This is a genomic window from Qipengyuania profundimaris (genome assembly GCF_030717945.1).
Lineage (GTDB): Bacteria > Pseudomonadota > Alphaproteobacteria > Sphingomonadales > Sphingomonadaceae > Qipengyuania > Qipengyuania profundimaris.
In genome coordinates, this window is record NZ_JAVAIM010000001.1 from 1,082,602 (window position 1) to 1,096,973 (window position 14,372).

General features: G+C 66.1%; 13 protein-coding genes. All 13 read left to right on the forward strand.

Going from position 1 to position 14,372, the window contains the following annotated elements; all coding sequences use genetic code 11:
* Nucleotides 1–20 precede the first annotated feature (20 nt).
* The 13 genes from Q9K02_RS05310 to murC all read left to right on the forward strand — a co-directional run bounded on the left by Q9K02_RS05310 (nt 21) and on the right by murC (nt 14,330).
* Nucleotides 21–389 (forward strand): hypothetical protein, encoded by a 369-nt coding sequence (locus tag Q9K02_RS05310; protein ID WP_305931950.1) that lies wholly within the window; start codon nt 21–23, stop codon nt 387–389.
* On the forward strand, nt 364–1,119 hold the full coding sequence (locus Q9K02_RS05315; RefSeq protein ID WP_305931951.1) for a Gldg family protein: 756 nt from the start codon (nt 364–366) through the stop codon (nt 1,117–1,119). The genes Q9K02_RS05310 and Q9K02_RS05315 overlap by 26 nt, the downstream gene beginning before the upstream one ends.
* Nucleotides 1,120–1,463: 344 nt before the next feature.
* Complete coding sequence (locus Q9K02_RS05320) at nt 1,464–1,949, forward strand: division/cell wall cluster transcriptional repressor MraZ (RefSeq protein WP_340310323.1); 486 nt, start codon at nt 1,464–1,466, stop codon at nt 1,947–1,949.
* Complete coding sequence (gene rsmH, locus Q9K02_RS05325) at nt 1,946–2,884, forward strand: 16S rRNA (cytosine(1402)-N(4))-methyltransferase RsmH (protein ID WP_305931953.1); 939 nt, start codon at nt 1,946–1,948, stop codon at nt 2,882–2,884. The genes Q9K02_RS05320 and rsmH overlap by 4 nt, the downstream gene beginning before the upstream one ends.
* Entirely contained in the window at nt 2,881–3,387 is a 507-nt protein-coding gene (locus Q9K02_RS05330) for a hypothetical protein (protein WP_305931954.1), read from the forward strand. The genes rsmH and Q9K02_RS05330 overlap by 4 nt, the downstream gene beginning before the upstream one ends.
* 62 nt (nt 3,388–3,449) lie before the next feature.
* On the forward strand, nt 3,450–5,153 hold the full coding sequence (locus Q9K02_RS05335; RefSeq protein ID WP_305933454.1) for a peptidoglycan D,D-transpeptidase FtsI family protein: 1,704 nt from the start codon (nt 3,450–3,452) through the stop codon (nt 5,151–5,153).
* Nucleotides 5,150–6,625, forward strand: a complete 1,476-nt coding sequence (locus Q9K02_RS05340; protein ID WP_305931955.1) for a UDP-N-acetylmuramoyl-L-alanyl-D-glutamate--2,6-diaminopimelate ligase — start codon at nt 5,150–5,152, stop codon at nt 6,623–6,625. Before Q9K02_RS05335 ends, Q9K02_RS05340 begins: the two co-directional genes overlap by 4 nt.
* Nucleotides 6,622–8,088 (forward strand): UDP-N-acetylmuramoyl-tripeptide--D-alanyl-D-alanine ligase, encoded by a 1,467-nt coding sequence (locus Q9K02_RS05345; protein ID WP_305931956.1) that lies wholly within the window; start codon nt 6,622–6,624, stop codon nt 8,086–8,088. The genes Q9K02_RS05340 and Q9K02_RS05345 overlap by 4 nt, the downstream gene beginning before the upstream one ends.
* A gap of 18 nt (nt 8,089–8,106) precedes the next feature.
* The gene (gene mraY, locus Q9K02_RS05350) at nt 8,107–9,177 is read left to right on the forward strand and encodes a phospho-N-acetylmuramoyl-pentapeptide-transferase (RefSeq protein ID WP_305931957.1); all 1,071 of its coding nucleotides are present in this window, start codon (nt 8,107–8,109) and stop codon (nt 9,175–9,177) included.
* A complete protein-coding gene (murD, locus tag Q9K02_RS05355; RefSeq protein ID WP_305931958.1) occupies nt 9,174–10,457 on the forward strand; it encodes a UDP-N-acetylmuramoyl-L-alanine--D-glutamate ligase in 1,284 nt (427 codons plus the stop codon). Before mraY ends, murD begins: the two co-directional genes overlap by 4 nt.
* A complete protein-coding gene (locus Q9K02_RS05360) occupies nt 10,454–11,722 on the forward strand; it encodes an FtsW/RodA/SpoVE family cell cycle protein (RefSeq protein WP_422785411.1) in 1,269 nt (422 codons plus the stop codon). The genes murD and Q9K02_RS05360 overlap by 4 nt, the downstream gene beginning before the upstream one ends.
* Nucleotides 11,719–12,915 (forward strand): undecaprenyldiphospho-muramoylpentapeptide beta-N-acetylglucosaminyltransferase, encoded by a 1,197-nt coding sequence (gene murG / locus Q9K02_RS05365; protein ID WP_305931959.1) that lies wholly within the window; start codon nt 11,719–11,721, stop codon nt 12,913–12,915. The genes Q9K02_RS05360 and murG overlap by 4 nt, the downstream gene beginning before the upstream one ends.
* Nucleotides 12,912–14,330 (forward strand): UDP-N-acetylmuramate--L-alanine ligase, encoded by a 1,419-nt coding sequence (gene murC, locus Q9K02_RS05370; RefSeq protein WP_305931960.1) that lies wholly within the window; start codon nt 12,912–12,914, stop codon nt 14,328–14,330. The genes murG and murC overlap by 4 nt, the downstream gene beginning before the upstream one ends.
* The last annotated feature ends 42 nt before the right edge of the window (nt 14,331–14,372 follow it).

Consider the following 14,372-nt stretch of genomic DNA (forward strand, 5'->3'; position numbering starts at 1 on the left):
GCGGCGTATCGCTGCGGTCGATGGCGCAATTCTTCGATATGAGCCGCAAGCCGGATACGGGCGAGGTGTCGGACATTCCCGGCAACCGCGCCCGGCGCGAGCGCAATCTCCAGCGCCTGCAGATCGGCGGGACGGGCATCGTCATGATGGTCCTGCTGGTCGCGCTGGCCAGTGTGGTGAGCAATCGCGCGGCGCAGACCGATGCGACCGCCGTACCGGAAGCGGCACCGACCACCGAACCGACGCAGGCGATGCCGCAGAACGACCCGCTGGCCGAGGCTGGCGTGGTGCCGGAACTGCCCGCAGAGCCCTCTACCGTGGTGACCGGAACGCCTTCGCCCGCCGCACCGGAGCAGGATCTCAGTGCGCCGCAGCCGCAACAGCCTTAAGGCTGCGCTTTTCGGTTTGGGGCTGGCACTTGCCGCCTGCGGCCAGAGCGTTGCGCCGTCGGATAGCGCCGCCGACAAAGAGCAACTTGGCCTGTTCTCCACGCTGCCCATCTATTGGGGAAGCGGCGGGGATGTGGCCACGCTCCTCGATACCGCCCAGGAAAAGGACTGGGTTCGCGAGTCGCTGGAGCGCAGGTTCGAACTCGCACCGCTCGACGCGCTGGAGCCCGAAAACCTCGCGAATGTCGATCGCTTGCTGCTGGCGCAGCCACGGCCTCTTGCTCCATCGGAAAACGTCGCGCTCGACGATTGGCTGCGCGGTGGTGGACGCCTGCTCATTTTCGCGGACCCGCTGCTAACGCGGCATAGCGAGTTTTCCATCGGCGACCGCAGACGGTCGCAGGACGTCGTGCTGATTTCGCCGATCCTGAAGCGGTGGGGGCTGGAACTGCAATTCGACGAGACGCAGCCTGTCGGTGAACGCTGGACCGATGCCTATGACGGGGAGTTTCCGGTGAATCTCCCCGGCAAGTTCGTACAGGTCGATGCGAGCGCGCCGTCGCAATGCACTGTGTCGGACGGCGGCCTGCTCGCCCAGTGCGAGGTCGGCGAAGGCCGCGTGACGCTGCTGGCCGATGCCGCCATCCTCGATTGGGAAGGTGAGGGCGATCTGCCCTCGCGGCGCAGGGCGGCGCTGGACAACCTGGTGGCGGCTGCACTCGACTTCTGATCACGGGAAATTGCGGGAGCGAGTCGGGGAGGGCGCGGGAAACTGCGCGCAGCCCAACGGAATTACGTGTGTTTCCAAGAACCTTGTTAGCAAAGCAGTAAGGGTTTCGAGAGTGCGGCTGGAAAAATAACATAATAAAAACAAATATATGCGGGCTTATCCCGTGAAATCCCGCAATTTTCCCTTCCATCCCCGCCCGTCCCGCGATAAATCCTCAGGACATCGGACAAGGCTGTCTATGCGCGTACCGCTCGCGAGCGGTGCAGCTCGCCCATTCACGTGGGCGAGGGGGAGGAAGTCTTGCCCGGGGGAGATGTTGAACGCGCATTCGGGAATTGGGGCAAGTGACTTTCGGAGGGTACAGCGGACAAGCCTATTCGCCTGCGGGCGATAAGGGCCGCTTTGTGCTTCCGCCGCTGTTCCGCAAAGCCGTCAAGGAAAGCAGCGACGGCCGCGTTCTCTGCCTCATGAAACACCCCACGTGGAATTGCCTCGTCGGTTTCGGCCTCAGCCGCAAGGAAGAGCTCGACGCCCAGCTCGACCGCGAGGAAGAAATCGCCGTTCGTGTCGGCAAGGATTTCGATCGCGACACTCGGGCCAGCCAGCTGTTCGGCTTCCTCGAAATGCCCTTCGACGACAGTGGCCGTTTCGTCATGCCGGATCACCTGCGCAGCCTCGCCGGGATCGAGGAAGGTCTCTATTTCCAGGGTGGCGGACGCTTCTTCACGCTGTGGAACCCGGACGAGCTCGCCAAGATGGGCGACGACTGGGCCAGCGCCAAGGCAGCCTGTGACAGCCTGCTCGCCGATGCGAAGGCGAAAGGCAAATGACCCGCGCCCCGCACATTCCCGTCCTCCTCGACGAGGTGATCGACGCGCTCGACCCGCAGCCGGGCGATGTCGTGATCGATGCGACCTTCGGCGCTGGCGGCTATACGCGTGCGCTGCTGGAGCGCGGCGCGACGGTACATGCTTTCGACCGGGATCCCGATGCAATCGCTTCGGGTCGCAACTGGCGCGAGACGGGGGAAAACCCGCCGCGCCTTATTCTCCACCCGCACCGTTTCTCCGAAATGCTCGACGTCATGACATCGGCCGGTGTGGCGCGAGTCGACGGGATCGTGATGGATATCGGCGTGTCGTCCATGCAGCTTGACCAGGCCGAACGCGGCTTTGCCTTTTCGGCCGACGGTCCGCTCGACATGCGGATGAGCCAGGAAGGCGAAAGCGCCGCCGATTTCCTCAACAGCGCCGACGAGAGCGCGATTGCCGATGTCATCTACCAGTATGGCGAGGAGCGCCAGTCGCGGCGTGTCGCGCGTGCGATCGTGGCGGCCCGCCCGCTGGAGACGACCGGCGATCTCGCCCGCGTCGTGCGCAAGGCGCTTGGCCACAAGCCCCACGACAAGAAGGACCCGGCCACCCGCACTTTCCAGGCCATCAGAATTCACGTGAACGGCGAGCTCGACGAACTGTCCCAAGGCCTGTCGGCTGCCGAACACCTGCTGCGCGAAGGGGGCCGCCTTGCGGTGGTCAGCTTCCACAGCCTCGAAGACCGGATCGTCAAGCGCTTCCTGCGCGAGGCATCCTCGACCCCGAGCGCCTCGCGTCACGTCCCACTGGCGGCGCTTGGCGATCCGGTCTTCTCTCCCGTCAGCAAGGCGATCAAGCCGGGCGCGGCGGAAATCGAGCGCAATCCGCGTGCGCGCTCGTCCGTCCTGCGCCATGCGGTGCGCACCGCCACACCGGCGAGGGAAGCGGTATGATCGCCGGTGGCTCCCGGCTGCGCCAGATCGGTTGGGCGCTTGTGCTGGCCGTATGCTTCGGCCTGCTCCTCGCGCTGACCTTCAAGGTGAACGCGGTGAAGAGCCAGGTGCGCCTGACCGAACGCCACATCATCGCGGCCCAGCACGACAAGCTGATGCTGGAAACCGAATTCCAGACCCGCGCCAGCCAGCAGCAGCTGGCCAACTGGAATGCGATCGAGTTCGGCTATGGTCCGCCGCGCGCCGACCAGTATCTCGAAAGCGAGCGCCAGCTTGCCGCGCTCGGCACGCCCCGGGGCCTCGATGCGCCCTCGCCGGTGCGCGTCGCGCTGAACCGGCCGCCGCGCGAAGAGCAGGGCTTGCTGGCCGACTGGCTCGGCGACGATCCCGAAGCCGGTGCGCGGACCGGTCGCCCGTCGACGCGTGAGTTCGCCTCCACCGATCTCGCGCAGCGGCTGACCCGGCCGGTGGCAGCTGCCGGAGTTTCCGAGGTGGCCCGGTGAACGCCTTCGCGGGCTATGGTCCCGCGATCGCGGCAGGGCGCACGGGTCACGGGGCGGTCAGCATGGCCGTCGCTTCCGGCCGCGTGCAACTCGTTACGCTGCGCCAGCGATCGTTGACGGTCGCCCGCTGGCGGGTCCTGTGGATCGCGCTCGGCTTCGCCTTCATTGCGCTGATGGCGCTGCTGCGGCTCGGCTATCTCGGCATGTCCGACAGCGCTTCGCGCGCGACCTCGCTGGAGGAGGCGCTGCTGCCCCCGCGCGGCGAGATAGTCGATCGCAACGGCATTCCGATGGCGCGTGCTTTCCCGGCCTATGCGCTGTGGTTCAATCCCAAGGCATTGGGCGAGGATGGCGACCCGCTGGTTCGCGATCCGGCAGAGGTCGCTGCCAAACTCAAAGCGATCTTTCCCGATATGGACGAGAGCCGTGTCGCCAGGCAGCTAGCCAGCGGCCAGCAGGGCTACCTGCGCCGCCGCGTGCTGCCGGAAGACGCCAACCGCGTGCAGGAGATCGGCGAGCTCGCGCTCGAAATGCCGATGGAGAACGACCGCCACTATCCGCAAGGGTCGATGGCGGCGCATGTGCTGGGTTACGTCGCTGCCGACGGCAAGGGCCGCGTCGGCATGGAACAGGTGCTCGACAAGCAGCTGAACGATCCGGTGACCCGCGGGACGCCTGCCGCCCTGTCGATCGATGTGCGGGTGCAGGGCGCGCTGGAAGACGAATTGCGGCGCGGCATGAAGCTGGTCGATGCGCAGGGCGGTGCGGGGATCGTGCTGGATGTCGACACCGGCGAAGTGCTGGCGCTCGCCTCTCTTCCGGAGTTCGATCCGAACAAGATCGACGAGCGCGGGCAAAGCCTGATGTTCAACCGCGTGACCAACCAGGTCTACGAACTCGGCTCGACCTTCAAGCCGCTCTCGGTCGCCGCCGCCATCGATGCCGGCGTGGTGCGGGACTTTTCCCGGCGCTACGACGCGACGCCGGTCAAGGTCGGCCGTTTCGCGATCAAGGACCTGCATTCGAAGGGCAACACGCTCAACGTGGTCGAGACGCTGGTCTATTCGTCGAACACCGTCACCGCGCGGATCGCCGACGATCTCGGCCCCGAACGGATGCGCCGCTACATGATCGACATGGGGCTGAACGAGCGACCCTATATCGAACTTCCGGCCAAGGGCTTCCCGATCTGGCCGGGCGACAACTGGCCGCGCCTGCGGAACATGACCGTGAGTTACGGCCACGGTATCGCGGTGACACCGCTGCATCTCGCCAGCGCTTATGCGGCGATGGTCAACGGCGGCATCTGGCGCCCTGCGACTCTTCACAAGGTCGAACCGGGGGCAGCGCCGAAGGGGCGCCGGGTATTCAAGGCTTCTACCTCCAGCCGCATGCGTCAGCTGCTGCGTGCAATCACAGTGTTCGGAACGGGCAAGAACGCCGATGCTCATGGCTATCGCGTGGGTGGCAAGACCGGTTCGGCGGAAAAGCCGGGCGGCAGCGCAGGCTATCGCCGTACGGCGCTGGTCTCCACCTTCGCAGCCGCCTTCCCGATGGATCGCCCGCGTTACGTCGTCATCGCCATGCTCGACGAGCCGCGCGGCACTGTGGCTTCGAGCTATCAGCGCACGGCCGGCTGGACCGCCGCGCCGATCGTCGGCCGTCTGGTGCCGCGCATCGGCCCGCTGATCGGCGTGCGGCCCGACGAGACCCGCGATGTCGACATTTCCGATATTCGCCCTCTCATTCCGGGGAAGACGTCATGAAGCTGGCGAGACTCTGTGCGGCGGCGGGCCTCGATTGCGGCGGCAGCGATGCCGAAGTCACCGGCTTCGCGATCGACAATCGCAAGGTAGCGCCCGGCACGGTGTTCGGTGCGTTCCAGGGCACGCAGGTCAATGGCGAGGACTTCATTCCCGCCGCCATCGAGGCCGGTGCCATCGCCGTGGTCGCGCGGCCCGAGGCCACAGTCGAGGGCGCGGTACACATCGCCGAGCCCGAACCGCGCCGCGCCTTTGCCCGCCTCGCCTCGCGCTATTTCACGCCGGTGCCGGAGCACATCGTCGCGGTGACCGGCACCAACGGCAAGACCTCGACCGTCGAGATGACGCGCCAGATCTGGCGCATGACCGGCGAACGGGCGGCCAGCATCGGTACGCTAGGTGTCACCACGCCGGACGAGAGCGTCTCCACCGGGCTGACGACACCCGATATCGTGACCTTCCTCTCCAACCTCAGCGGCCTGGCGCGCGAAGGCGTGACGCATGTCGCCTACGAAGCGTCCAGCCACGGTCTCTCGCAATTCCGCAACGAAGGCATCCCGGTCGAAGCCGCCGCCTTCACCAATTTCAGCCGCGACCACCTCGATTACCACGCCGACATGGAAGACTATTTCGCCGCCAAGATGCGGCTGTTCGACGAGGTCGTTTCCGACGGTGCGACTGCGGTCGTCTGGATGGGGTCCGGCGAAAGCGGCTGGAACGCGCGGGTCGTCGACCACGCCGGGAAGCGCGGCCTGACCGTCATGACCGTCGGCGAGCAGGGAAGCGACATCCGCCTGACCTCGCGCGCGCCGACCCAGCTCGGCCAAGTACTGACGGTCGAACATGACGGGCAGGAGCGTAAGATCACACTGCCGCTGATCGGTGCCTACCAGGTCTCCAACGCACTGTGCGCTGCGGGCCTTGCTCTTGCTACGGGCACGAGTGCCTCGGGCGTCTGGGATGCGGTATCGCGCCTGCAGCCGGTGCGCGGGCGGCTCGAACGCGCCGTGATCTCGCCGAGCGGCGCGCCGGTCTATATCGATTATGCCCATACGCCCGACGCGCTCGAAGCCGCCATCGCGGCGCTGCGGCCGCACGTCACGGGCAGGCTGATCACCGTGTTCGGCGCGGGCGGAGACCGCGACCACGGCAAGCGCGCGCCGATGGGCGAGGCCGCGGCCAAGGCCAGCGATGTCGTGATCGTAACGGATGACAACCCCCGCGGTGAAACTGCTGCGGATATCCGTGCGGCGGTGCTTGAGGGAGCGCCGCGAGCACGCGAAATAGGTGGTCGTCGCGAAGCCATCAAAGCAGCCATCGCCGAAGCGGGCGCCGAGGATATCGTCCTCGTCGCCGGCAAGGGACATGAAACGGGTCAGATTATCGGGTCGGGAGAAAACATGCGGGTGCTGCCCTTCGACGACGTGGAAGTCGCGCGCGAATGCGCTGCCGAAATCGCGGGAGAGCGCGCATGAGCGCCGCCATCCTGCGCCATCCGGCCTATGTCGAATGGCCTGCCGATCCGCGCGATCGCCTGCCGCTGACGCTGTGGGACGCAAAGAGCATTGCCGAAGCGGTTGGCGGTACGGCGAGCCATGATTTCCAGGTCGCAGGCGTCGAGATGGACAGCCGCGATGTGGTGAACGGCGATCTCTTCGTTGCGCTCAAGGGCGAAGCGATGGACGGGCATCGCTTCCTCGAGAAAGCCTTCGCCAATGGCGCTGCCGGGGCCATCGTCGACCGCCCGGTCGACTGGCCGCACATCCTCGTCGAAGACACGACCGAAGCGCTGAAGGCGCTCGCCCGCGCAGCGCGCGCCCGCACCGAAGCCAGGATCATCGGCGTCACCGGTTCGGTCGGCAAGACCGGCGTCAAAGAAGCGATTTTCGCCGCGCTCGAGCGCGCCAGCCGCGGCGCGGCACATCGTTCCATCCGCAGCTACAACAACCATGTCGGCGTGCCGCTCAGCCTCGCCCGCATGCCCGCGCGCAGCCGCTTCGGCATCTTCGAAATGGGCATGAACAACGCCCGTGAGATCGAGGGGCTGACGACGCAGGTCCGCCCGCATGTCGCAGTCATCACCACCATCGCACCGGCGCATATCGAGAATCTCGGTTCGATGGAGGCCATTGCCGCCGCGAAGGCGGAGATCTTCGCGGGGCTGGAGCCCGGCGGCACTGCCGTCATCCCGACCGACACGCCCTATTACGAACAGCTGAAGTCCGCTGCCGAGAAAGTCGGCGCCAGGGTGATGAGCTTCGGCACGGCGCGCCATGCCGACATGCGGCTGCTCGACGCGATCCCCAGCGCCAATGGCGGCAGCCTGGTGACTTGCGAATTTCCCGAAGGCCGACTGTGCTACACGGTGGCCGAGCCGGGCGAACACTGGGTCGCCAATTCGCTCGCTGTCATGGCGGCGGTGCGCGCGGCAGGCGGCGATCTTGCCGCGGCGGGCCTCGCGCTGGCCGAGATGGGCGGGCTGAAGGGCCGCGGTGCGCGCCACGGCATTCCCGCGCCGGGCGGCAAGGCGCTGCTGATCGACGAAAGCTATAACGCCAATCCCGCCAGCATGCGTGCCACGTTGGCGCAGCTCGGCCAGACGCCCTCGGGTCGCCGCATCGCCGTGCTCGGCTCGATGAAGGAGCTGGGCGATTTCGGCCCGAAGTTCCACGCCGGCCTCGCCGAGCCGCTGCTCGCTGCCGACATCGACTATGCGGTGCTGGTCGGCGACGAGATGGGCGCGCTTGCGCGCGAACTGGGGAAACCGCAGAGCGACGTGCTTGGCAAGCCCATTACGTGGGCGCATTGCCGAACTGCCGAAGAGGCCATCGAACTGCTCGAGAATTTCGGCGTCGTCGCTGGCGATGCCGTGCTGGTCAAAGGCTCCAATTCGGTCGGCCTCGGTCGGCTCGTGGATCACTTCACCCGCGCCGGATAGGCGCGACAAGAGGCGCATTTGCTTTACCTTCTTGCCGAATGGCTGAACTTCGAAGGCGTCGCCAACCTCGTGCGCTATCAGACGTTCCGCGCCGGGGCGACGCTGATGACGGCGCTGGTGATCGGCCTGCTGATCGGCCCGCGCTTCATCGCCATGCTGCGCGTGCGCCAGGGCAAGGGCCAGCCGATCCGCACCGACGGTCCGCAGACCCACCTCGCCAAGGTCGGCACCCCGACCATGGGCGGTCTGATGATCCTGATCAGCCTGTCGCTGGCAGTGCTGATCTGGATGGACCTCAAGAATCCGTTCATCTGGGCCTGCCTCGCCGTGACGCTGGGCTTCGGCCTGATCGGCTTCCTCGACGATTACGACAAGGTTTCGAAATCGAGCCATAAGGGCGTCTCCGCCCGAACGCGCCTGCTGGCGGAATTTCTCGTCGCAGGCGCGGCGAGCTACATCGTCGTCAGCCAGATCAACACTTTCGTCTACGTCCCCTTCGTGAACGATTTCGGGGTCGAGCTGGGGCCGTTCTATTACCTGTTTGCTGCCGTTGTGATCGTGGGCGCGGGCAACGCCGTGAACCTGACCGACGGGCTGGACGGGCTTGCGACCATGCCCGTCATCATCGCGGCGGGCACCTTCGCGCTGATCGCCTATCTCGTCGGGCGCGTGGACTATTCCGAATATCTCGGCATCCCGCATGTCGAAGGCGCGGGCGAACTGGCTATCTTCTGCGCAGCGATCATGGGGGCGGGGCTCGCCTTCCTGTGGTTCAACGCGCCGCCGGCTGCGGTGTTCATGGGCGATACCGGGTCGCTGGCGCTGGGCGGCGCGCTCGGCGCGATAGCCGTGGCAACGCATCACGAGGTCGTGCTGGCGATCGTCGGCGGACTGTTCGTGTTCGAGGCGCTTTCGGTCATCATCCAGGTCTTCTGGTTCAAGCGGACCGGCAAGCGCGTGTTCCGCATGGCGCCCATCCACCACCATTTCGAACAGCTCGGCTGGTCGGAAAGCAAGGTGGTGATCCGCTTCTGGATCGTCTCGATCATCCTCGCGCTGATGGGCCTGGCGACGCTGAAGCTGCGATGATCACGTCGACCGCCTGGAAGGACAAACGCTACGCGGTGCTCGGCCTCGCGCGGTCCGGCCGGGCGACGGTCGAGGCGCTGCTGGCGAGCGGCGCGGAGGTCATGGCGTGGGACAGAAGCGAGGAAGCGCGCAGCGAGTTCGAGGGCCGCGTCGAACTGGCCGATCCGGTCGAGGCGGATCTGACTGGCTTCGCAGGCGTGGTCGTCAGCCCCGGCGTTCCGCTCAACACCCACCAGATCAAGCCGCATGCCGACAGCTTCGGCGTGCTGGTGATCGGCGATATCGAACTCTTCGCGCAGGCGAGGGCGGAACTGCCGCCGCACAAGGTCGTCGGCATCACCGGCACCAATGGCAAATCGACGACCACCGCGCTGGTCCACCACATCCTGAAAGAGGCTGGCGTGCCGACCACCATGGGCGGCAATATCGGCCTGCCGATCCTCGAACAGGAGCCTTTGCCGGAGGGCGGGGTCTATGTGCTGGAGCTGTCGAGCTACCAGATCGACCTGACCTATTCGCTCGACTGCGATGTGGCGGTGCTGCTGAATGTGACGCCGGATCATCTGGATCGGTATGATGGGGATTTCGGGAAGTATGCGGCGAGCAAGGCGCGGCTTTTTTCGATGCAGTCTCCTCATCGGATCGCTGTCGTCGATTATCGCGCTGAGGCAGACGAGGACGTGCTCGAAGACGCCGAGGACCCACTCATCCAGTTCATCGATGACGTCGAAGTGGGCGACCAAGAAACGTGGCTTGTGCTGCGAGGACCACACAACCGCCAAAACGCATCTGCGGCGAAGGCAGTTTGTGAGGACCTCGGCTTGTCGAGCGATCAGGTCCTTCAAGGCCTCCGCACCTACCCCGGCCTCCCGCACCGCATGGAGCGGGTCGCCGAAATCTCCGGCGTTGCCTACGTCAACGACAGCAAGGGCACCAACACCGCCGCCTCGGCACCTGCGTTGGCTGCCTTCGACAACATCCACTGGATCCTCGGCGGGCTCGCCAAGGAGCCGGGACTGGGCGAATGCGAGGCCGAACTGGCCCATGTGAAAGCCGCCTATACGATCGGTCAGGCCGGACCGGACTTCGCGACGCTGCTCGAAGGCCGCGTGCCGGTCACGCCGTGCGAAACGCTCGATCACGCCGTGACTCGCGCCGCAAGTCGCGCCGTCAGCGGCGACACCGTCCTCCTCTCTCCCGCATGCGCCAGTTTCGACCAGTATCGCGATTTCGAAGCGCGCGGCGACCATTTCCGCGAGCTGGTGGAGGCGCTGAAATGAGCACCACCATGCAGCCCTATGTCCCCGGCAAGCGCCAGCCTGCGCATATGCCCAAGGGGCGTCTCTCGCGCTGGTCGGAGCTGAAGATCTGGTGGCGCGAGATCGACCGCGTGCTGCTGTTCCTGATCCTGCTGCTGATGAGCTTCGGCACCATCGCCGTCGCCGCCGCCAGCCCGGCCACCGCCAATCGCCTGTCGACCAGCAGCGAGACGCTCGACCCGCTGTATTTCTTCTACCGCCATATCGCCTGGCAGGTGGTCGGCCTCGGTACGATGCTCGGCGTGTCGATGCTGACCCGCGACAATGCGCGGCGGCTCGGCATCGTCCTTGCGGCGACGATGCTGTTCTTCCTCTTCCTCACCCCGCTGATCGGCGTCGAGATCAATGGCGCAAGGCGCTGGATCAGGATCGGCATGCAGTTCCAGCCGTCCGAATTCCTGAAACCCGGCTTCGCCATCGCCATGGCATGGATCTTCGCCTGGCGCCTGCGCGACCCGAACCTGCCCGTCCTCGGCATCGCGACCGGAACCCTAGGCCTGATCGCTGCGCTGATGATGGCGCAGCCCGACTTCGGCGGCACCATCCTGTTTGCCGGCGTGTGGTTCGTGATGGTCGTGCTGTCCGGTGTGGACGCCAAGCGTATCGGTTTCGTCATCGGCGGCGGGATCGCCGGCATCACCGCAGCCTATTTCCTCTATGACAACGCCCGCCACCGCATCGACAGCTTCCTCGGCGGCGGCACGGCCTACGACCAGGTGGACCTCGCCAGCCGCACGCTGCTGGCAGGCGGCTGGACCGGTGCGGGCTACGGCCTCGGCATTCGCAAGATGAGCCTGCCCGAAGCGCATACCGACTATATCTTCAGCGTGATCGGTGAGGAGTTCGGCCTGCTCGCCTGCGCGGTCATCGTGATCCTCTACCTCGCCATCGTCGGCCGCGTGCTGATGCGGCTGGTTGACGAAGAGGATCTTTTCGCGCTGCTGGCCGGGGCGGGCCTGGTCTCGCTGCTCGGCGGGCAGGCATTCATCAACATGCTGGTGAACCTCCAGCTGTTCCCGTCCAAGGGCATGACCCTGCCGCTGGTGAGTTACGGCGGCTCCTCGACCATCGCCATCGGTATCGGCGTGGGGCTGTTGCTGGCAGTGACCCGGCGAAATCCCTTCCTGAAAAGCCGGACCAAGGGGCTTGGCGAGTGGATGGGAATAGGGCAGGCGGACGCGATGAATTCCCCTTCCGCTCGCCCCGTGCGCGAGATCCAGCCATGACTCGCTCCAGCCGCCACTATGTCCTCGCCGCCGGCGGCACCGGCGGGCACTTGCTGCCAGCCTTCGCGCTGGCGACCGAGCTCGACCGGCGCGGGCATCACGTCGCGCTGATCACGGACGAGCGCGGGGCGGAGATCCCCGGCAAGCCCGACTTCATGCCCGCGCATGTCATTCCCGCAGGCCGCTTCGGCAAGAACCCGCTGCAGTGGATCAAGGGCATACGCGCCGTGCTGGAAGGTCGGCGCATGGCGCTGCGGCTCTACGAAAGTTTCGAGCCGAGCGCGGTGATCGGCTTCGGCGGCTATCCCTCCGCCCCGGCAGTGCTCGCCTCGACCTCTGCCGATATCCCGACGATCCTGCACGAACAGAACGCCGTGCTGGGCCGCGTCAATCGCCTGCTGGCAGGCCGCGTGCAGGCGATTGCGACAGCCTATCCCGACGTCGAGCGGCTGGCGGACAAGCAGTCGGACAAGGTCCACCTCGTCGGCAATCCTGTGCGGGCGGGTGTGCTATCGTTGCGTGAGGAGCCATTCCCCGAGTTCACCGAAGACGGACTGCTGCGCGTACTCGTGACCGGCGGCAGCCAGGGCGCCCGCGTGCTGTCCGAAGTCGTGCCCGACGGGCTCGCCATGCTGCCGCCCGCGCTGCGCCAGCGCTTGCAGGTAACGCAGCAGTGCCGCGCCGAGGATCTGGAGGCCGTCCGCGAGCGCTATCGCAATCACGAGATTCCGGCAGAACTAGCGACCTATTTCGAGGACATGGCCACGCGCCTTGCCGATGCACATCTGTTCATCGGCCGCGCAGGGGCCTCGACCATTGCCGAACTCACCGCCGTGGGCCGCCCGGCCATCCTCGTCCCGCTGCCGATCGCGACCGACGACCATCAGGCATCGAACACGCGCGAAATGGCGAAGTCCGGCGGCGCACGGATGATCCGGCAGGAGCGCTTTACGGCTAAGGAACTCGCCAAGCAGATCAAGGCGCTTGCCGAGAACCCGCAAGGTTTGAACAGGGCCGCCCATGCCGCATGGAACTGCGGTCGGCCCAAGGCAGTCGAGGATCTGGCCGACCTCGTCGAAAGCTTCGGCGGGGCCGACATGATGGATGTCATCCGCGTCGGCGGAAACAATGCGCGCGGCGCAACCCAGGGTGCGCCTGCGGGCCAGGGCGCTGCGAAGGAGGCGGCCGAATGAGGGGTGTGCCGACCGATATCGGAACCATCCATTTCGTCGGCATCGGCGGGATCGGAATGTCCGGCATCGCCGAGGTGATGAACAATCTCGGCTACAGCGTGCAGGGCTCCGACATCAAGGAAAGCCCGGTGATCGAGCGGCTGCGCAGCCGCGGCGTGACGGTGGCCATCGGCCACGCGCCGGAGAACGTCGAAGGCGCGGCAGTGGTGGTGACCTCCACCGCAGTGAAGCGGACTAATCCCGAAGTCGCTTTCGCGCTGGAAAACCGCATTCCCGTGGTGCGCCGCGCGGAAATGCTGGCCGAACTCATGCGCCTCAAGTCGACCGTCGCGGTCGCCGGCACGCATGGCAAGACGACCACGACCAGCATGATCGCCGCCCTGCTCGACGCGGGCAAGATCGACCCGACCGTGATCAATGGTGGCATCATCGAGCAATACGGCTCCAACGCGCGGCTGGGCGACAGCGACTGGATGGTTGTCGAAGCCGACGAGAGCGACGGCAGCTTCCTGCGGCTCGACGGCACGATCGCGGTGGTCACCAACATCGATCCCGAACACCTCGACCATTACGGCGATTTCGACGGCGTGAAGGACGCCTTCGTGGAGTTCATCCACAACGTGCCCTTCTATGGCGCGGCGGTGCTGTGCATCGACCATCCCGAGGTGCAGGCCGTGATCGCCAAGGTGCGCGATCGCAATGTGGTAACCTATGGCTTCAACCTTCAGGCCGACATTTGCGGGGTGAACGTGCGGCCCGATGCGGGCGGCAATTGCTTCGACGTCATCGTGCGCCGACGCGGGCAGGAGGATCGCCGGATCGAAGGCGTGCGCCTGCCGATGCCCGGTCGCCACAATGTCCAAAACGCGCTCGCCGCGATTGCCGTCTCGATCGAGATGGGTTGCCCGGACGAGGTGATCTGCAACGGGTTCAGCCAGTTCGGCGGCGTCCGGCGGCGCTTCACCAAAGTTGGCGAAGTCCCGACCGGTAGCGGCGTCGCGACGATCATCGACGATTATGGCCACCACCCGGTCGAGATCAAGGCGGTGCTCGGTGCGGCCCGCGAAAGTGCGGGACGGGGCCGCGTGATCGCGGTCGTGCAGCCGCACCGCTATACGCGTCTCAACGATCTGATGGATGAATTCCAGAGCTGCTTCAACGAAGCCGACCTCGTCTATGTCACCCCGGTTTACGCGGCGGGCGAAGACCCGATCCCCGGCGTCGACGCGCAGGCGTTGGTCGATGGCCTCAAGGCGCGCGGACACCGCGCCGCCGCGACCATCGAGGACGAGCAGGACCTTGCCGAAACGCTCGCAGCCGAATTGCAGGAAGGCGATTTCGTGATCTGCCTCGGCGCGGGCGACATCACCCGCTGGGCGGCCGGCCTGCAGAACCAGATCGCGCTGGCGAGCTGAGCGATGGAGATGGACCAACCCGACGACGTGTGGAACTGGGAC

Bases quoted from the DNA above. Each gene is read 5' to 3' on its own strand.
- Q9K02_RS05340 (WP_305931955.1), top strand. From the start codon at position 5,150: ATGAAGCTGGCGAGACTCTGTGCGGCGGCGGGCCTCGATTGCGGCGGC.
- murD (WP_305931958.1), top strand. From the start codon at position 9,174: ATGATCACGTCGACCGCCTGGAAGGACAAACGCTACGCGGTGCTCGGC.
- Q9K02_RS05330 (WP_305931954.1), top strand. From the start codon at position 2,881: ATGATCGCCGGTGGCTCCCGGCTGCGCCAGATCGGTTGGGCGCTTGTG.
- murG (WP_305931959.1), top strand. From the start codon at position 11,719: ATGACTCGCTCCAGCCGCCACTATGTCCTCGCCGCCGGCGGCACCGGC.
- Q9K02_RS05310 (WP_305931950.1), top strand. From the start codon at position 21: ATGGCGCAATTCTTCGATATGAGCCGCAAGCCGGATACGGGCGAGGTG.
- murC (WP_305931960.1), top strand. From the start codon at position 12,912: ATGAGGGGTGTGCCGACCGATATCGGAACCATCCATTTCGTCGGCATC.
- Q9K02_RS05360 (WP_422785411.1), top strand. From the start codon at position 10,454: ATGAGCACCACCATGCAGCCCTATGTCCCCGGCAAGCGCCAGCCTGCG.
- Q9K02_RS05345 (WP_305931956.1), top strand. From the start codon at position 6,622: ATGAGCGCCGCCATCCTGCGCCATCCGGCCTATGTCGAATGGCCTGCC.
- rsmH (WP_305931953.1), top strand. From the start codon at position 1,946: ATGACCCGCGCCCCGCACATTCCCGTCCTCCTCGACGAGGTGATCGAC.
- Q9K02_RS05335 (WP_305933454.1), top strand. From the start codon at position 3,450: ATGGCCGTCGCTTCCGGCCGCGTGCAACTCGTTACGCTGCGCCAGCGA.